This window comes from Bacillus luti (assembly GCF_001884105.1).
In the GTDB taxonomy this organism is placed as follows: Bacteria; Bacillota; Bacilli; order Bacillales; family Bacillaceae_G; genus Bacillus_A; species Bacillus_A luti.
Genome location: NZ_MACI01000008.1, coordinates 20,352 through 41,223, shown reverse-complemented (window position 1 = coordinate 41,223; position 20,872 = coordinate 20,352). Strand labels below are relative to the sequence as shown.

Genomic DNA, 20,872 nt, shown 5'->3' with positions numbered 1-20,872 from the left:
TGCCCGCAGTTAACCCTCACTACTAGCCAATCACTTGACTAGCAGGGCTTACTGATATATTTAATTAACTTTCGTTATAATTGGTTAAATAAATCGTAACAGTTAGTTACCCTCTTTTTCCTTTTTCTTCTACTTTATCATGGCTTCTTATATAATAGAAATATATTTTATAAAGGGGAGTGCGAAGGTGACAAAAACGAAATGGCTAGTAGGCGGTGTGTTAACGTCTTTAATGACGGGCACCTTATTTGGCTGCGCGCAAGATGTTCCCCCCGAACCGAATGATAATAGTTGTTCAGATTGGGATTGGGATGATGAACTTGGGGTATGGCAGTGTGATGATAGTAGTTCAGGTTATCGAGGACATTACTTTTATGGGGGAACATACTATAAAAATAAATCCACTTTCAAAAATTCATCAGCGTTTAAGTCGTATCAATCGTCTGCGGAATTTAAAGGGGGAATCGGAAGTGGTTCGAAGGGTGGATTCGGAGGATAAAATATGTCGCAATACATAAAGAAACGAAAAGAATTTTATGCGAAATATCCGAATTTTTGGTCGGATTTATATGAAAGTGAGTATAGTTTGTTTCATGTTTTTTCAATAACAGAAAAAGCTGTGAAACAAATACAATTAGCAACTGAACGAATGGGGAAAATATTTTTTAAGACTGCTAGAATTCTTCGGAGTTTATCTGATGAGCAACTTCTAGAGTTTGGTTTTCCACCTGCAAGCCTACCTTTTATTAGAATAAAAGGGCTGTATCCTGAATCTGTTATTTCACGATTTGATTTCGTCTTAACGGGTGATAACCAAATTAAAATGCTTGAATTTAACAGCGATACACCAACTTTTATTATGGAGTGCTTTCAAATGAATGGGGAAATTTGTGAAGAATTAGGCTATGATGATCCAAACTTGGGTCAAGAACGATTACTTTCTTCTGGTGTTACAAAAGCCGTAATGGAAGCAATAAAGGGAATAGACAATCCAAATGTTGTTTTTACAGCACATCACGAACATATAGAGGATTGGAATACGACGGTGTATTTGAGTCAGCTATGCCATGTTGAAAATAAAGTAGTGCCGATGTCAGAACTTAGAATTACAAAAGATGCTTTAGTGGATAGGGATGGAGTGCAGATTGATGTTTTATATCGCCAAACATATCCGGTAGAAGATTTAGTTGAGGATCAAGATCCTGAAACAGGAGATTTAGTAGGTGTGGAACTGCTGCACCTTGTAAAAGCGGGAAAGCTTTTTATTATAAATCCTTTGTCAGCATTTTTACTTCAGCCAAAATCAATTCAGTGTCTTATTTGGGGATTAGCAGAAGCAGGGGCTTTTTATACACGTGAGGAACAACAGTGGATTAAAGAATATATGTTACCTACATATTTAGAACCAGATTTATTTTTAGGAAAAGGTTCTTTCGTTCAAAAGCCTTCATTTGGTAGAGAAGGAGACACAATTACGATTCGTGATAAGGAAAAAAATATTATGATTCAAAATGTACATCAAACATATAAATCGTCACTTCCGATATTTCAAAAGTATACAGAACTTCCATTCATATTTTTAGAAACTGAAAAAGGGATGGAGAAATTATCGTATGTGTTTGGTTCGTTTTTAATCGCTGGAAAAGCGAGTAGTATCGGTATTCGTGCTGGGGAAAAAATTACGGGGAATGAATCGTACTATTTACCAATAGGTATGAAAAAGGAGGAAAAAAATGCTTAATTTTTTATTATATTTAGCAGTAACACTCGGGCTTTTAGGAATTGGTCTTTTCTTGATGGAAGTGACAACGAAAGTAAAGGAATTTAAGTTAATGGCTCAAGGAAATAAGGCGGTAAGCTATGTGCTTGGAGGAAGATTACTTGGGCTAGCAATTGTTTTATATTCGACAGCAGCTAATTCCATTTCACTGCTTGATATGGTTTCATGGGGAGCAGTTGGGATCTTGGCTCAAATTATTGTCTTTTATTTAGCTGAGTGGCTTACACCACGCTTTAATATAAACAAAAGCCTCGAAGAAGATAATCAAGCAGTCGGCCTTTTTCTTATGTTTTTATCGCTTGCAATTGGGATTGTAATTGCGGGTTGTATAACGTATTAAAAATTTTACGTTAGTTTATATGTAGTTTCATCATCCCTTTCGAAAAAATTATAGGCTACTGTTGACATCTATTTTAAATAAGAGTAACATTTTCTATGTAATGAAAATAAGTCTCTGTTAGGTGAGGCTCCTGTATAGAGAAATGCTACTGCCCAAAAATGTCGAGAGACGCCAATGGGTCAACAGGAATGATCGAATTAAGGTTTTTCTTAACGTAGCTGGTAATGTACCTATGCTATACAGTGCTAAAACTCGACGAGGGAGAGGTCTGTAGATTTCTAATGATATTAGAAATCGCTTATTTGTGTATGTAATGGCCCCTACTCTCTTAAGAGTAGGGGTCTTTTTTGTTACCAATCTATGAGTAATTTCATAGTATAAACTATAAAAATAAACGAGGAGGTGAGGAGCATGTCGAATTCTGACTCGGTTCCGTTACCCATATACTTCAAATCAAAAATATATGATGTAGGCAGGAAACGACTTGTTCCTCCCTCTATATTTATCATAATGTAGCGTTTATTTACATATTTAAGCGCTAAACACTTTCACGATAAAGTGGATAAATTGAGAAACAAAGCGTTTCTTCCTATGTTGTAAAGGAGGAGACGATAATATGTTATATGCAAACAAAACTGTGGGTAACACATCATATAAACTAAGTAAAAAATCAATGAAAGAACAAACAATGCTTCAAAAAAATAAAGATTTATTAATTGAAATCGCAACAAGAGACGTGAAATCTGTATTTGCGTATTTTAAAACAACTAGAGACGGCCTATCCATGAAAGAAGCACAAAAACGTATTCAAGTATACGGTCGAAATGAATTGATTTCAAAAAGAGCACGTATTGCAGAAGTAATGATAAAGCTAAGTGGAATGATTCCAGGTCTTTCAAAACAACATGTGCGTGATGGATTACAATGTGAAAAAATTACTGTGTCTCGAGTAGAATGTTCAAGTGTAACAGGTTTAAACGGTGAATTGAAAATGATGAATTTGCCAGTAAAAGAGCTTGTTCCTGGCGATATGATTTTTCTTTCAGAAGGTGATACAGTACCAGCAGATGTACGTATCATTTATGCGAATGATTTATTAGTAAATGAATCTGTGCTAACAGGAAATGATGCAAGTGTTGAGAAATTTGAAAGTTGCTATCATCTTGAGCGTAAACGATTTATTCCTTTAAAACGAATGAAAGACTACAATCCACTTGAACTTGAAAACGTGTGTTTCAAAGGGACATATATTGTTGGCGGAAATGCAAAGGCTGTAGTTGTTTCGACTGGGAAAAATACGTATGCAGGAATTCTTCATACTTGTTGTAGTAGAACGTCTTAATGTGTAAATGATGCTAAATATACAAAAACAATGTATAATAGACAAAGTTGAACAACGTAGAATGGTAATCTATTTATATAACCTTACGTCATAACGTGGGGTTATTATTTTTTGGTAGGAGAGGGATTATGAAAAAGGTATTATTAGTTGATGGTATGGCACTATTATTTCGTGCTTTTTATGCAACAAGTGTCTACGGACAATTTATGAAACGACAAGATGGTACCCCGACGAACGGGATTCATGGTTATATGAAACATTTATTAACAGCTATGCAAGCAATTGAACCGACACATATCGTAACATGCTGGGATATGGGAAGTACGACATTTAGAACAGAATCGTTCTCAAATTATAAAGCAAATCGTGCAGCGCCGCCAGAAGAATTAATTCCGCAATTTGATTTAGTACAAGAAATGACTGCTAAATTATCTATTCCGGTCATCGGTATGAAAGGGTATGAAGCAGATGATTGTATCGGTACGCTTGCAAAACAATACTGCAATGAAGCGGAAGTTTATATTTTAACAGGTGATACAGATTTACTTCAACTTGTTGATAAGAACGTTACAGTTATGCTTCTACGTAAAGGAATCGGAAATTACGAGTATTACACACCAGAGAAAATCATGGAAGAAAAAGGTGTGGAACCATGGCAAATCGTTCATGCGAAAGCGTTCATGGGGGATACGAGTGATAATTATCCTGGCGTAAAAGGTATCGGTGAAAAAACAGCGTATAAGCTTATTCAAGAGCACGGAACAGTATCAGCGGTACTAGAAAACGTAGCCTCATTAACGAAAGCACAGCGTACAAAAATTGAGAGTGATTTAGAGAACTTAAATATTTCATTACAATTAGCACAAATTCATTGTGAAGTTCCTATTTCATGTTCACTAGAAGAAGGATTACACACAATGGATGAAGAAAAACTTAGATTCGTTTGTGAAGAAATGAATTGGGGAAGACCTGAAATATTAATAAATATGTTATAAGAAGTAGAAAGGCCGATTAAATATTTTTAATCGGCCTTTCTTTTTTGTTCACAAAGTTGTCAGAAAATAAACGGAATTTTCATATGAAGTTCAAATGGAATTCACAACAATCAATTATTATAAGAACACACAGATAATTCTTTATCTTTTATATAAACCATCCCCCAAGGAGGAAAATGAAAATGAGAAAAAAAATGAGAAAATCCTTTAAACAATTATTAATAGAAAATAAACAATCCCTACTAACGAATAAGGAAAATATGAAAGAAATTGAAGATCGGATTGAGAAACGACACGTAGCATATAGCGCTACTAGCAATTGAGTATTATCATTTTGTTCGTGAAAAAAGCTTGTAGTTTGGAGAGTATCCAAACTACAAGCTTTTTCTTTTTTTGATCACTTCCACCATATCCAAGGCCAAAAGTAGTTTCGTATATTCCGAGGAGTAATGCGTATAAAACGTTCCCCGTCAAAGAAGCAATTTAAATTTGGAAGTGTTTCATTTGGATTGTCTTGAATAAAGGTGACGATATTTTCGTTACTTGTAACGGTTACTGTAATTGGTGGATCTGTAGGAGTGGTTTGAAGTTGTAAAGAAACATTTGCACTGTTTATAAATTCATTATTAACAGGTGGACTTATCACTTGTACTGTGAATAACACGATAAGTGTTTCGTTTGGTTCCAAATTAGTAGCGACTAGGAAACCGATATTTGGATTCGCTAGCGGAGAACGTTCGCCCTTAATAAAGACGGTGCCGTTCATAAATTGTAAACCTGCTGGAATGGTATCTTGTAGAGAAACATTTGCAAGTGAAATATCAGAAGTATTCGTAATACGCACCGTATAATCAAAATATTGATTTAAATAAGCTGAGCTGACGGAAGCATTTTTTATTACTGCTGCAGTAATAAATTGAACTGGTATGCGTACAATGTTTGAATTAACAATGAAAGTAATAATCGGATCTTGTGGTGTCAATTGGAAAGCTGCTGTAACTGTTGCGGAATTGATAATTGTACTGTTTGAAGGAATAGAAGTGACGAGAACTTGAAATGTTATCGTTGCTACTTCATCTGCAGGTAAAGCGCCGATATTCATACCAGTGTCTGGACGAATATTAGGGATTTGGGTACCGTTAATTGTTACGCTATTTTCTATAAATGTTGTACCAGCTGGAATGATATCTAAAACGGAAGTATTTATTGTAGGAATTGGGGAATGATTAACTATCTTTAATGTGAATGTAATACTATCTCCTATAACGACGATAGATTTGTCAGCAGTTTTTTCAATGATAACCATTGGGTCAACGATTGTCGTTGTAACGATATTTGTTTGCTTTGTAATTGTAATAGGTGGTTCGGTTGGATCAATGGTAACAGCATAAGAAATAGAAGCATCGTTATTTATTGCGGATTGAAGAGTAGAAGCCGATATTGTGATTTGGAACGTAATAATAACAGCTTTATTAGGAGCAAGATTATCTAACGTGATACCGTTTTCGGGATTTGCATTAGGCTGATTAATTCCGTTAATCGTAACACTGCCAGTAACGAAGGTTGTATCTACTGGTACGATGTCTGTGGCAAGAAGATCTTCAATCGTTATATTACCGCTATTCGTAATCGTAATTGTATACGTTAAAGTTTGACCAGGTAAGGCATGCATGACATCAACAGACTTCATAGCAATGACATTATCATTTTGGACGGTTGTTGTGACTGTGTTTGTTGTAGTCGTATTTGTAACAGGTAAGCTATTTGGGTTGGCTATATATTTAAAAGTAGTAATTGCTTTGTTGTCTAGTTTATTTGGCGTTGGAATAGAAGTCACAGTAACTTGGAATGAAGCGATAGCATTGCCACCGACAAGTATAGTACCAATTGGTATGCCACTTACTGGGCTAACTCCCGGAAGCGTTTCTCCGTTTACAATAACGCTATTTTCTATAAACGTAGTACCTTGAGGAATGATATCTTGAATGACTGCATCATTTACTGAAACATTACCAGTTTGATTTAGTGTAATCGTATATGTTAACGTATCACCGACTGTTGCAAATGCAAGGTCAACAACTTTATTACTACTCAAATTCGCGTGATTAATTGCTGTTGTGGCAGCTGATGAAATAATAGTTTCTGTAATTGGGGGTCGATTCGGTACAGTGTATTGATATTCAACTGTACTTGTGTTAGAGATTGGATTTGTTTGTGGAATCGAAGTAACCCGTACTTGGAATAGAACAGTTGCTGTTGTATTAGGCGGAATGTTATCAAGTTGTATCCCGCTAAGTGGATTATCATTTGGACGAGCATTTCCATTTACAATAACACTATTCTCTATAAAGCTCGTATTTGCTGGAATGATATCTGTAACAAGAATGTTTTCCACTTGTATATTCCCGTTATTTATGATGGAAATTGTATAGGGGATTATAGTTTGTAGGTCAGCGTATTGGATAGGTGTAGTTTTGGTCGCAATTACATTGGCAGAAATGACTTCAGTTAAGGTAATATTACTAGTCGATACTTGTTCTTCACTATTTATCGTATAACGAGAAGTGGATTGGTTTTGAATACGGTTGCTAGCTGGAAGAGATACCACAGTAACGGAAAACGTGACTGGGATAGAAATGTTAGGAGCAATTGTTCCTACAAGTATACCAGTACTTGGATTGGCGTTAAGCTGAGGAATATGATTTACTAAAACGCTACCGTCAATAAAGGTTGTTCCATCAGGTATATTGTCTGTAAATACAACAGCAGTGGCATCCGTATTTCCTGTGTTCGTTAAAGTTGTTGTATAAGTTAAAATGTCACCAATCGTTACAAAGGTCAAATCAACAGCTTTAAGTGAAACGATATCAGCATCATTAATTTGAACGAAAGTAGTATTGGAAGTAGTAGATTTTTGAATTGGTGCAAAGTCAGGATTGAAAATAAAGTCGTAGACGATGTTTGCAGTATTAGGTGTTGGATTTACAGCAGGTAAATTCGTAACGGAAACTTGGAACGTTATTGTAGCCGATTGGCCTGATGCGACATTAGGAATGGAAAAGCCGATATTCGGATCTGCTGCAGGAAGGACGGTATTGTTAACTATGACACTTCCCGGAATAAATACTGTTCCATCTTCTATAGTATCTGTAAAAAAGATGGAGTTAGTTGTAGTTGATCCGTTATTTTGAATGAATACTGTATATTCAATGATTTCATCAATATTAGCTAATACTTTATTAGCGGATTTTGTAGCGGTAAGAATAACATCAATAAATTGTATATTTGTAGTATTGGAAGAGGTCGTTTCTGAGATTGGTGGTGCGCTTGGTTCCGGTTGATATTCATAGTGAATAACAGCGGTATTATTAATATTATTTTGTGAAGGTATAGAGATTACATTTACTTGAAACGTAACAATAATCGTATTATTTGGAAGTGTTATATCAAGATTGATACCGGTAATTGGATTTTCGTCCGGTCTTGGTATGCCATCTACAAGGATACTATTTGGAACGAATATGGTCCCAGCTGCAATTGCGTCGATTAGGAGAGTATTTGTAATAGGTACTGTACCAGCATTTGTAACTGCGACTGTATATGTGATGATTTGGCCGAGACGTGTAATGGATCTATTGGCGGATTTAATTGCGCTAACATTTGCTGTCCGCACTTCTGTGTTTACTGCATTTGATAACGATCTACGCTGAATAATAGGGGAACTAGGTTCAATTTGGTATTCGTACGAAGTGTCTGAAATGTTAATGACTGTGTTGCCAGAAGGTATATTTGTAAGTTGCACTTGGAATGAAATAGTGACTGTTACATTTGGTTGTATCGTGCCGAGAGTTACTCCGTTTTCTGGATTCGCACCAGGCTGAATCACATTATTTATTGATAAGCTATCTTCAATGAATATAGTACCTTCTGGAATGTTGTCAATGAACACTGTATTGTTAGCTGGAACGGTTCCGGTATTTTGTAGTGTATTTGTGTAGGTAATATTTTGCCCGATGGATACGAAAGTAACATTCGCCTGTTTAACAGAAATAATATTTGCATTTTGAAGTGATGTTGTAACGATATTAGAGTTTGCAGAGCGATTCACTGGTGGAGCTGTAGGAATACTTACATATTGGTAAGTTGCAAATGATTGATTTATAATTTCGGTTTCAGTAGGTGGATTATTCGTTTGTACTTGAAATAGTATCGTTTTGGAACCGTTTGATGGAATCGTTCCAATCGGTATTCCGTTTTCTGGATTTACACCTGGCTGCAAGACACCGTTAATTGTGACAGTATCTGGAACGAATGTAGTACCAGCCGGAATAGAATCTGTGAAAATAGTATTTATTGCGTCAACGTTTCCGATATTTTTCACTTCAGAAATATAAAGTATAGTTCCACCAATATCTACAGCTATTGGATTGGATGTTTTTATAATTGTTAATTGTGCTTGCACGAAATTTGTATTGACGATATTACTTGTAGATGTTTCAGTAATAGGTTGTTGCCCTGGGTCTGGTTGAATTGTATATGCTGTATTGGAATGATTTGTAATCGATTCTTGCGAGAATGGATCGTTAATAAGAATTTGGAACGAAATAAGGTGAGTAGCGTTTGCTGCTAGGTTAGGCAAAGTAACACCTGCATTTGGATTTGCACCAAGTATAGCTGTCCCGTTAAGTGTGAAACTATTTTCTACGAATGTAGTCCCTTCTGGAATAGTATCTGAAAATATGAGATTCGTAGCTGGAATATTTCCGGTATTTTCTAGTGTTATCGTATAAGTTAAAATATCACCTGTTGTTGCTTGTTGTGCATTGACTGCTTTTAAAGAAAGAATATTCGCGTCCGAAATTTGTGTAAAAACTGGATTAGACGTAATTGTTCGAGAGACAATAGGTGCGGCTGGATCAGCGATAAAAGTATAGTCAATACGGGCTGTATTAGAGATTGGATTCACAATTGGAATGGATTGGACGATAGCTTGGAATGTAACGGTGACGATTTCTGATGGTGCGATGGAGTTTAATAGTATTCCTACGTTAGGATTGGCATTTGGAACGGAAACGCTATTAATGGTTACGCTATTCGGAATAAATGCAGTTCCTTCTGGGACTAAATCTGTTAAAGTAACTGCATTGGCAGTTGTATTTCCGTTATTTCGAACGACTACTGTGTAAGTGATTGTACCGTTAGTAGATTGTACGAGAGAATCTGTATTTTTAATTGCGGATAACGATGCATCAACGACAGCTGTATTAACCGTATTAGATGAGGATGTTGCTGTAACTGGAGGTTGACTCGGATCGACAATATACGTGTAACTTGTAAGTGCTTGATTTATAATTGCTCCTTGCGGTGGAATAGAGCTTACAAGAAACTGGAACGTAATAGTAGCAGAATCACCTGGTGCGATAATACCAACTGGAATACCGAGAGTTGGACTTGCATCTGGAAGTGAAATCCCGTTGAGTGTAACACTATTTGGAACAAATGATGCTCCTTCAGGAACGCCGTTAATGAGTAATACAGAGTTTGCAGGGAAGTTTCCGGTATTTGTTAATTTTGCTGTATACGTAATTACATCTCCGATAGATACGATTGCTCGATTTGCTTCTAAAACAGTTGTAACAGTCGCGTTATTAATTTGTGTTGAAGCGCTATTAGAATGTATTGTGCCTGTAACAGGAGGAGCAGCCGGATCAACGGTGAATGCGAATTGAATAGATGCAACGTTTGTAATTGGATTTGAAGGTGGAGTAGATGTAACTATGACTTGGAAAGTAACAGTTAAGGAACTGCCCGCGCTAACGGTTCCGATAGTAACTCCGTTATTTGGATTTGCACCTGGAATGGTACTTCCATTTACAGCAAAACTATTTTCAACAAAGGTCGTTCCTACTGGAATGAGGTCTGAGAAATTTGCATTCGTAGCGTTTGTATTGCCGCTATTTTGAATGAAAACTGTATAAGTGATCGTGTCTCCAATATTCGCAAAGGCTGTACTAGCAGTCTTTACAGCTGAAAGTATTGCTGAATTAATAGAAGTAACGAAGACGTTCGTTTCCACGTTGCCAGGCTGAGCCTGTAATGCATTGCCTACGTTATATTGGAAATTCACAAATCCTAAGTTTTGAAGTTCAGGAGTGAATGTTGTTGGATTGCTTACAATTTGAACTTGGAATATGATTGTTACAGTTTGATTTTGATTGATTGTATTTATACCAACACCGTCAATGATAGAAGCGGATGGTAACGGAGTACCGTCAACAATAACTGATCCTGCAACAAATTGTGTCCATGTTGGTAAAGGGTCTGAGAAAATAGCATTGTTAGCAGGAATATTACCTGTGTTCGTAATCGTAGTTGTATACGTAATCGTATCACCAATCGTTGCAAAAGCTTTATCCCCGATTTTAATCGTGTTTAAAATTGCACTTTCGATTTTTGTTGAAACAGTAGTAGAAGTAATATTTTTTGAAACTGGTGGATTAGCTGGATTAACGATATGCTGGAAGCTAACGCTAGCTTGATTAGTAATTGGATTTATAGGTGGAATTTCATTGGCATTAATATGAAATGCTACGATGACAGACTGGTTCGGCGCGATATCACCAATTGGAACCCCCGTAACGATATCTGCATTGGGGATGGTAGTTCCGTTAAGTGTAAAACTATTCGGTTCAAATGACGTTCCGTCTGGAATAAGGTCGGTGAAAATAACATTCGTAGCATTAACATTTCCGCTATTTGTAATTGTAACGGAGTAGATAATATCTTGCCCGATATCTACCGTTGATACATTTGAATTTTTTTGTGCAGTAAGGATAGCACTATTAATTTGCGTAGTCGTTGTATTAGATTGATTAGAAGTTGTAATAGATGGCTGGCTAGGATCAACGACATAATGATATGTGATAGAAGCAGAATTAGAGATTGGATTAAGTGTAGTAACAGTTGCTTGGAATGTGACGATTGCCGCATTACCACCATTAATGGAACCTATATTTACGCCAGTAGATAAATCAGCGTTTGGAATGGTTTGCCCATTAACTGTGAAACTGTTTGGAACAAAAGTTAAATTGCTATCAAGTATATCGATAACGGTAACATCAGTTGCAGCCACATTCCCGGTATTAGGGAGGTTAAGTGTAAATGTTATTGTATTACCAACATCCGCGAAAGGAAGATCTGCTGTTTTTGTACTTATAATATTTGCGTTGTTTATTTGAAGAAGTGTAGTGTTGGAAGTAGCTGTACTTGAAACGGGAGGATTAACAGGATCGACAGTAAATTCATACGTCGTTGATGCTGTATTTGGTGCTGGGTTACTAGTGGGAATGCTATTCACTGTAACTTGAAAAACAATACTATATATTTCACTCGGTGGAAGTGTGGCAAGTAATACACCTGTATTTGGATTCGCATTAGGTTGTAACACGCCATCGACAGTTAATGTGTTAGGAACAAATGTGAGTCCACTTGGTAATATGTCTGTGAATACAATGTTAGTTGCATCGGTATTTCCTAGATTGGTAATAGAAGTAGTGTAAAAAGCAGTTTGCCCGATATCAGCATAGGATACACTTTCATTTTTCGTCATGGATAATATAGCTTCTTTCACTTGCGTGGAAACAGGATTACTAATAGAAGTTTCTGCATCAGGTGGTGAGACTAATTGATACGATGTCGATGAGAAATTTACAATGGGATTTTCAGTTGGTAAGGAGGTCACATTTACTTGGAAGGAAACATTTAATGTAGACCCGGCTGTTATAGGGCCAATATTTACACCATTCACTGGATTCGCGCCACTTTGAGGAATGTCATTAATAGAAAATGAGTTTGCAATAAATGTAGTTCCGCTCGGCATAGTATCTGTGAAAATAACATTTTGTGCAGATGAATTTCCGTTGTTTGTTAAAGTAACAGTATAAGTGAGTGTGTCTCCAATATGACTAAATGATTTATCCACTTGTTTTGATGAAAGGATGGTAGCGGTATTCATTGTAGTAAACACTGTGTTGGAAGTTGCAGTTCTTGTAACAATTGGTGCACTTGGATCAGCGATAAAAGAGTAAGAAGTAGTAGCTACATTTGCGATAGGATTTTGAACTGGTGTAGAAGTAGCTATAACTTGGAATGATATAGATATGGAGCTGTTAGGAGCAATTGATCCAATTGTTATACCTGTATTAGGATTGAGTCCTATTTGTGTGATGTCGTCTATTGTAACGCTATCAGTAATAAATGTTGTACCATCTGGTATAAGATCAGTGAAAGTAATATTAGTTGCATTTGTATTACCGGTATTCATCAAAATCGTCGTATAGGTAATGGTATCACTTAGTGTTACAAGTGTTTGATCGACTGATTTTATCATTGTTATCATAGCATCTTGTACAGGGTTTGTAACGATATTCGTTGAAGTAGAAGTTGAAACAGGAGTTCCGTTTGGATCAACAGTATAAGAATATAAAATTGTGTCATTACCCATAATTGAACTTGAAGGAGGAACAGAAAGAACATTTACTTGGAAAGTAACGGTTACTGTATCACCTGGAGCGATATTTGGTATAGTTACTCCAAGTGCTGGTTGCGCACCAAATTGCTGATTTCCATTTATTGTGACTGAGTTTGGTATAAAGGTAGTGCTAGCTGGAATTGCGCTCGTAAATGTAATATTCGTTGCTGGTGTATTTCCTGTATTTGTAATCGTAGTTGTGTACGTAACAGTATCTCCAACAGAAATGATAGATTTATCAGCACTTTTTTGGGTTGTTAATATTGCACTATTAATTGTTGTCGAAACAGCATTCGATACATTCGTTTGTGTTACGGCAGGTTGGCTAGGATCGACCACATGTGCAAATTGTACAGAACTAAAATTAGAAATGGGATTTATACTTGGAATGTTTGTAACAAGTACATTGAGAGTAATAATGGTCGTTTCACTTGGGTTTATATTTTCAATTTGAATCCCGTTAGCTGGATTTCCAATTTGCTGTGTACCAGAATTGTTTGTAAGTGTTCCGGAAAGAAATGTTGTTCCTTCAGGTAAAATATCTGTGAAAATTATATTTTGTGAAGTGACATTTCCAGGGTTACTTAATGTAATTGTATAAGAAATTGTATCGCCAATCGTTGCGAAAGTTTTATCTACAGATTTGATTGCCACAACTTCCCCAGAATTTATTTGTGTCGAAACAGAATTAGATGTCGTATTTCGTGAAACAAGTGGTAAATTAGGTCCTGTCATAAATTGATAATCAATGGAAGCGCCGTTTACAACTGGTGAGTTTGGTCCTCCAGGTCCGATTGTAAAAATAGGATTTGGGATGCTAACTACTTGCACACGGAAGGTAACGTTTATAAAATCTCCTGCAATAATATCCCCAATCGGTATCCCGTTAGCTGGATTTACTCCAGGTAATAAAACTCCACCTACTCGAACGCTATCCTCTATAAATACTGTATTATTTGGAATCGGATCTGTAAAAAGGATATTAGTAGCAGTTGTGTTCCCTATATTTTCTAATAAAACAGTATACGTTAAAAATGAATTTCCAGGTGCGACGTCAGAAAATAGTCGATCCACACTTTTCGTTGCTTGAATGATTGCTTCGTTAATTTGAACTAAAGTTGGATTACTTGTAGCTGTTTCTGTCACTGGTGGCTGAGTAGGGTCAACAATGATAGAGTATGTTGTGCTAGATTGGTTCAATGTTGGATTTGTAGTTGGTATTGAGCCAACGATAGCTTGAAAGCTAATTGTTGTCGTTCCTCCAACTGGAATTGAGTCTAAAGAAATCCCGCTATCTGGCCTAAATCCAAGTTGTGGGATGGAGTTAATTTGTACGCTATCAGGAACGAATGAAAGTTCAGGTGGTAATATATCGATAAAGACAGGTGTATTTGCAGTAGTATTTCCGCTATTAGTGAGGGTAGTTGTGTACGTAAGTGTATCTCCAACAGCAGCAAATGCACTGCTTGCAGTTTTTGTTGCGATAACGGAAGCGGTATTTACTTGTGTAAAAGTTTTATTGGATTGAACTGTTCGTGAAACAGGCGGCTCATTTATATCAACAATAAAGCTATATTGAAGCGATGATTTGTTCGGAATTGGATTAGGGTTTGGAAGCGTTGTAATCTTTACTTGAAAACTGAGTGTAATCGATGCATTTGCATTCAAGTTACCAATATTGATACCGTTTTGTGGATTTGCATTCGGGACGGTTACACCATTTATCTTAAAGCTATTTGGGACAAAGGCAGTACCGTTTGGAATTGTATCTGTAAAAACGATGTTGTTTGCAGTAGTGTTTCCTGTGTTTGTAACAGATGAAGTGAATGTAATCGTATCACCAATCGTAGCGAAAGTTGTACTCGCATTTTTATTTAAAACTAAAGTAGCATCAATAATTGGAGTAACCGTCGTATTCGTAATTGTACTACCAACAGCAGGTGATTGGTTTGGGTTCACGGTATACTCATAATTTACAAGAGCATTATTTGTTAATGTACCACTAGGTGGTATCGCTAAAATTTGGGCTTGAAAAGTAATGAATACAGTATCTCCTGATGGAATATCTGCTAAGTGAATACCAAGTGATGGATCTAACCCTGGCTGCGGAATATTATCGATAGTTACAGAGTTTTGGACAAATGAAGCGCCTGCACCGAGTCCATCTGTTAAAACTGTAGCACTAGCAGGGATATTCCCTGTGTTCGTAACTGCAATCGTATAGGTAACGATATCACCAATTGCAGCTGTCGGTGTATTCACTGACTTCGTAGCGATGATTGTAGCGTTATTAATTTGAATTGTTATTAGATTGCTTAGCGCATTGGCGGAAGCAGGAGGTAAGTTAGGATTTACGATATATTGGTATATTGTATTGCTTTGATTCGGGATTGGATTTGGACTAGGTATGGAGTTTACCTTTATCTGAAATGAGATTGTTGAACTTGTATTAGGGTTTATTGGGTCAATTGCAATTCCGCTTGCTGGGTTTGTATTAGGGAGTGTATTGCCGTTTACTGTTACACTATTAGGAATAAACGATGTCCCGTTTGGAATAACATCTGTAAAAATTACATTTGATGCTAGAACGTTCCCATTATTCGTTAAAGTAGTCGTGTACGTAATAATATCATTTATATTGGCAAACTGTTTGTCAGCAGATTTTACAGCGGTAATAGAGGCGTTATTAATAGTTGTCTGTACAGTGTTAGAAGCAACCATCTGCATTACAGCTGGTTTGGATGGATCGTACGTGTATTGGAATGTAGTGCCTGATTGATTCGTAATCGGATTTATAGCAGGGATAGTTGGTACAGAAACTTGGAATGCAACAGTACGTGATGAATTCGGTCCTATCGTACCAATCAAGATGCCGTTAGCAGGATTTGCATTGGCTATAGGGACATTGTTAATCGTTACTGTATTAGGAATGAAGCTAGTACCGGCTGGAATGATATCTGTAAACGTTACATTAGAAGCAGAAATATTTCCGTTGTTCGTTAAAGTAGTTGTATACGTTATAGAATCGCCAACATCAGCAAAGTTTGTGCTCGTTAGCTTCGTAGTTACAATATTAGCAGTATTAATTTGTGTGGTTACTATATTACTAGTAGCATTTCTCACAACAGCAGGTAAAACTGGATCGGCGATAAAGCTATATTGAAGTGCAGCACTATTTTGAACTGGATTTGGTGAAGGTAAACTATTTGCACTAATTTGGAAAACAATTGTTGTAATTCCGCCTGCTGGAATAGTACCAACTTGAAGACCGACACTTGGATCCGCACCTAGCTGTAAAGCACCGCCTATAAAAGTACTATTTGGTACGAGAGTTGTGCCAGGAGGGAGTATATCGGTAACGACTACATTATTTGCTGGAGTATTTCCGGAGTTAGCTAAAGCAATTGTGTATGTGATTGGTTGCCCAACATCAGCAATAGTTAAGTCTACCTGTTTGACAATAACTACATTTGCTAAGTTGATTTGTGTACTTACAGTGTTACTTAAAGATGTTTCTATAGTTGGCGGATCGCCTGGATTTAAAATAAAACTATACTGTGTACTAGATGAATTTATTGTTGGATTTTGTGTTGGTAAAGAGGTGACAGTTACTTGATAAGAGACGGTAATTGAGCCGTTTGCAGGAATGGCAGGCAAGGGAACACCAATGTTCGGATCTGCGTTATTTTGTAGCACATTATTAATAAGGAAAGTGTTTGGGATAAAGGTAGTTCCATCTGGATTTGTATCTATGAAAGTTGGATTATTAGCAGAAACACTTCCTGCATTCGTTAAAATAACAGTGTATATTAATATATCTCCAACGGTAGCGAAAGCTCGATCCACTGTTTTTGTTGAAATGACATTCGCATCATTTACTTGGGTAAATGTAGTAGTGGAAGTAGTACTTTTATTTACAGGTGAAGCGTTTGGATCAACGATGAAGTTATAGGAAATAGAAGCGCTATTTGAAATAGGATTTGGGTTTGGAATACTAGTTATTAATACTTGGAATGAAGCTGTAATGGTAGTATTAGCGTTGATACTGCCAATATTGATGTTAGTTGGTATAACACCTGGCTGAGTAACACCGTTAACCGTTACACTGTTTGGTATAAAGGCAGTACCATTCGCAATTGAATCGGATAGTAATACATTGTTCGCCGTAACATTTCCATCGTTTGTAAGAGCGAAGGTATAAGTTAATACATCTCCAACTTCCGCAAATGTTTTATCTACAGACTTAGTAGCTTGAAGGTTTGCTAGTCTAATTGTAGATGTAACAGAATTAGAATTTGCTGTTTTTGCAGTTGGTGGCAGACTTGGATTTACAGTATATAAATAAGAAGCGAAAGCATTATTAATGATAGGGTTTTGGGCGGTAATATTGATAACTGTTACTTGGAAAGAAAGGGTAAAAGTAGCTCCGCCAGGAATTGTGCCAATAGGTAAGGCAACGAGAGAATCTACATTTTGCAAAACGCCGTTTAGCGTTACAGTACCAGGAGTTAATATCGTTCCGTTTGGAAGTGGATCTGTTAGTTGTACGTTAGTTGCAGCTGTATTTCCACTGTTTGTAATAAGGATTGTATAACTGATTGTTTCGCCAATTGTAGCAAATTGTTTGTTTGTTGATTTTGTTAATGTTACATTCGCATTATTAATTTGAGTGGAAACGAGATTAGAAGAAATGTTTTTTGTAACGGGTGATTGGCTAGGGTTGACGGTGTATTGATAAGAAGCACTTGATCCATTAGATACGACATTTGACGCGGGTATCGTATTTACTACTACTTGAAATGAAACATTTTTTGTTGTACCAGTTGGGATCGATCCAATGTTCACACCGTTAGCGGGATTTGCGCCCACTTGTGTCGTGCCATCTATTGTTAAACTGTTTAGAACAAAAGTTGTTCCGGTAGGAATGACATCTGTAAAAATCACATTGTTCGCATTCGTATTACCTGTACCTGTAAAGGAAACGGTGTACGTTAGTGTATCACCAATATCTGCAAAATTTTTATCTACCGCTTTCGTCATTGTTACAGTAGCGTTATTCACTTGAGTGGAGACAATATTCGTCGTATCAGTCCCGCTTACTGCCGGTTGATTTGGTACAGGAACGTATTGATATGTCGTTGTACCACTATTTAATATTGGATTTGTTTGGGGAATAGATGGAACGAATACTTGAAATGAAATAGTAGTAGTAGAATTTGCAGCAATAGATCCAATTGATATACCAGTGGCAGGATTTGCGCCTGCTTGAGTAACCCCGTTAACAGTTACACTCCCTGGAATGAAAGTAGTCCCGCTAGGAATCGGATCCGTATATATAACGTTAGTTGCAGCGATATTTCCTATATTAGCTAAGGCAATATTGTAAGTTAACGTTTCACCAATATCGGTAAAAAGTTTGTTAACTGATTTTGTTCCATTAATATCTGCGAGGTTAATTTGTGTTCCTGCAGAGTTGCTTGTTGCAAGACCGTTAAAGGTTGTTCCTCCAGCAATTGGTGTATATTGAAATGTAATATTAGCAGTGTTAGAAATCGGATTTGGATTTGGAAGAGAAACGACAGTCGCTTGAAAAGTTACTGTACGAGAAGCACTGTTATTAATTGTTCCAAGAGATATACCAGCGGCAGGATTTGCATTTGTTTGTGGTACGCTATCTACCGTTACAGTGCCAGGTATAAAGGAAGTACCGTTAGGAAGATTATCTATAAAAATAACGTTATTGGCGGGAAGAAGCCCGGTATTAGGGATAGTAACGGTATAAGTGACGACATCTCCAATTGCAGCGACGCTTTTATTCACGCTTTTCGTTGCTTGTATATTAGGTGAATTTATGTTGATTTGTAAACCGACTGTATTTAACATATACGCGTCTCCGTTAGTTGTTAAACGGATTGCGGCGGACACTTGAGAATTTGTTAAATAAGGAGAAATATCAATAGAAGTAATGTCCCAACCTTGCCGACCAGCGGAGATATTTGTGCCTGTAGAAGCACTTTGATTTCGCGTTCCAAATGTCCCAGTTGTATCTAAGTTTCCGGCAGCATTATTGACCTGAGAACCAAAGAAATTATTTACAGCATTATTTGGCCCAGATAAAGCATTTAATGAACTGAAATTGGGTCCAAATAATGCTTGATCCCCGGTTAAATCAGCATCTCCTTCAGTAGAACTTAAAAATAATCTCCCGCTTACAGGTCCCCCTGAAGGTGTTAAAAATCCTGAGACAGATACATCGGCACTACCAGTTTCTGCAGAAACACGGTTGCCTGCTACATAAATGGTTAAGTTTCTTGCGGGTAATGTCCCATTTTGATAAGCAACGATAAGCGTCCATCCAGCTGAATTAATTGTTCCATTAGAAGCATCTATAGGATCCACAAGTCCAGGAACAGATCCAGTCGTATAAGAACCGCTTCCCGCAGCTTGAATGAGTGACGTTACATCTGCTGAACGCGTATAAAATCCAAATGTGACTGATCCAGAAACGAATGTTTGATTAGAAGCTGTAACAGCTGAAGGAGTAACCGAGTATGTTGAAACAGGTGTTGTAAAAGAAACGGGGTTGCCTAATACACTTGTAATGTTTTGATCACGAGATAAATAGTTTCCACCCCAAACGAGTTCTGCGTAAAGAATCGTACTACCAGCAGGTATATTTAAAATAGCGGTAGAACTATTTTGTGTATAGGTTAATGTTGTACCTGCAGGGAAAGTAGGGACTTGTAAAGCCGTATTCGTAGTTGCGAATGCACCAATTGCCCCGATTGTACCAGCACGGTTTTGATTACTAATTTTACTTAAGCCTAAAGTATTTCCTGTAATAGCGAGTGCGCCGTTAGTGGTGGTAGAAAATCGATTCGTAATGGGCATGTTGTCACCTCATTTACAATATAGTCTTGGTCAAAATAGGATATGTGTGTGACAAATAAAGGGAAACATGTACAAGTTGAATTGGGAAGATTGATTCAAACGTCTAAGTGATGAGGTGGAGAATGAGAGAACTGGCATATAGCGTGGAGCGTCTTAGGGAAGAAAAAATAGGGGATGTTGTATCATTATCTTCTTATATTGGGTGGGATTATAACAGAGAAGAAATTGAGACTATTTTTAACGCAGGGATTGTATACGGTGTTTGGAATGAGAGAGAGGAACTAATTGCTAGCGCTGCAATTATATTATACGAAGAGACGTTAGTGTCAATAGGAATGGTAATTGTACATCCGGATTATAAGGGAAGAGGGATTGGAAAGGCGATAATGAATTCTTGTATGAATAGCGTATCAGCTCGCACTCCAATTATGCTTATTGCTACAGATGAGGGGAAGCCTTTATACGAAAAGTTAGGATTTAGGGCAGTAAGTTATGTTTCTAAATACATATGTAACTCGTACAATGCGACTGATCATTGTGTAGGAAATGATGATTATATGATGAATTATGAAGAGGGTGATTTAGAAGAAATTATAAAAATAGATGAATATGCGTTTGGAACAAATAGAAAAGCATTTTTAAAGAAAAGGATTATACAAAGTGAACAGTGTATCGTTGTGAAGGGTAAGGAACAAAAGGTACTAGGATATGGTTTGAGTGTACAAACGCCGGAAAATAGAATAATAGGACCGGTAGTTGCTAAAAATGATGAGATGGCAATAGATATTGTTCATTATTTAGCAAAAGGGAATAATGGTAAATTAAGAATGGATGTACCAGAAGGAAAAGTGAATTTCATGAAAAGGTTAGAGAATTCTGGTTTTCGAAAGGTAAATATGCCGCCAATTATGATGAAAAATAGCAATCAATTATTAAAAAGGAATAATGAGCTATATAGTATTGCAGCACAAATTTTTGGATAAAAAAGAATCCT

The 20,872-nt window shown here is 36.8% G+C and carries 8 protein-coding genes and 1 riboswitch; of the genes, 7 read left to right on the top strand and 1 reads right to left on the bottom strand.

Annotated features, from left to right (window positions below; all coding sequences use genetic code 11):
* Positions 1 to 187 precede the first annotated feature (187 nt).
* The 6 genes from BAQ48_RS01545 to BAQ48_RS01520 all read left to right on the top strand — a co-directional run bounded on the left by BAQ48_RS01545 (position 188) and on the right by BAQ48_RS01520 (position 4,780).
* Positions 188 to 499: a hypothetical protein gene (locus BAQ48_RS01545; protein WP_000169016.1), complete on the top strand. Its 312-nt coding sequence runs from the start codon at positions 188 to 190 to the stop codon at positions 497 to 499.
* Between the two features lie 3 nt (positions 500 to 502).
* Complete coding sequence (locus BAQ48_RS01540; protein WP_071709737.1) at positions 503 to 1,741, top strand: glutathionylspermidine synthase family protein; 1,239 nt, start codon at positions 503 to 505, stop codon at positions 1,739 to 1,741.
* A complete protein-coding gene (locus BAQ48_RS01535; RefSeq protein WP_000931540.1) occupies positions 1,734 to 2,120 on the top strand; it encodes a DUF350 domain-containing protein in 387 nt (128 codons plus the stop codon). The genes BAQ48_RS01540 and BAQ48_RS01535 overlap by 8 nt, the downstream gene beginning before the upstream one ends.
* Before the next feature lie 106 nt (positions 2,121 to 2,226).
* Positions 2,227 to 2,390: riboswitch (M-box (ykoK) riboswitch) on the top strand.
* A 346-nt stretch (positions 2,391 to 2,736) separates the two neighbouring features.
* Positions 2,737 to 3,462 carry a P-type ATPase actuator domain-containing protein gene (locus BAQ48_RS01530; protein WP_071709736.1) on the top strand — a complete coding sequence of 242 codons (726 nt, stop codon included), beginning with the start codon at positions 2,737 to 2,739 and terminating at the stop codon, positions 3,460 to 3,462.
* Positions 3,463 to 3,590: 128 nt separating this feature from the next.
* The gene (locus tag BAQ48_RS01525; RefSeq protein ID WP_000757046.1) at positions 3,591 to 4,457 is read left to right on the top strand and encodes a 5'-3' exonuclease; all 867 of its coding nucleotides are present in this window, start codon (positions 3,591 to 3,593) and stop codon (positions 4,455 to 4,457) included.
* Between the two features lie 182 nt (positions 4,458 to 4,639).
* Positions 4,640 to 4,780 carry an FbpB family small basic protein gene (locus BAQ48_RS01520; protein ID WP_071709735.1) on the top strand — a complete coding sequence of 47 codons (141 nt, stop codon included), beginning with the start codon at positions 4,640 to 4,642 and terminating at the stop codon, positions 4,778 to 4,780.
* A gap of 74 nt (positions 4,781 to 4,854) precedes the next feature.
* On the opposite strand, the gene BAQ48_RS01515 is transcribed toward BAQ48_RS01520, so the two are convergent.
* Positions 4,855 to 19,878, bottom strand: coding sequence for a DUF11 domain-containing protein (locus BAQ48_RS01515; RefSeq protein ID WP_071709734.1), 15,024 nt, complete (start codon positions 19,876 to 19,878; stop codon positions 4,855 to 4,857).
* A gap of 122 nt (positions 19,879 to 20,000) precedes the next feature.
* On the opposite strand from BAQ48_RS01515, the gene BAQ48_RS01510 reads away from it, so the two are divergent.
* Positions 20,001 to 20,861, top strand: coding sequence for a GNAT family N-acetyltransferase (locus BAQ48_RS01510; protein ID WP_071709733.1), 861 nt, complete (start codon positions 20,001 to 20,003; stop codon positions 20,859 to 20,861).
* Positions 20,862 to 20,872: the final 11 nt, after the last annotated feature.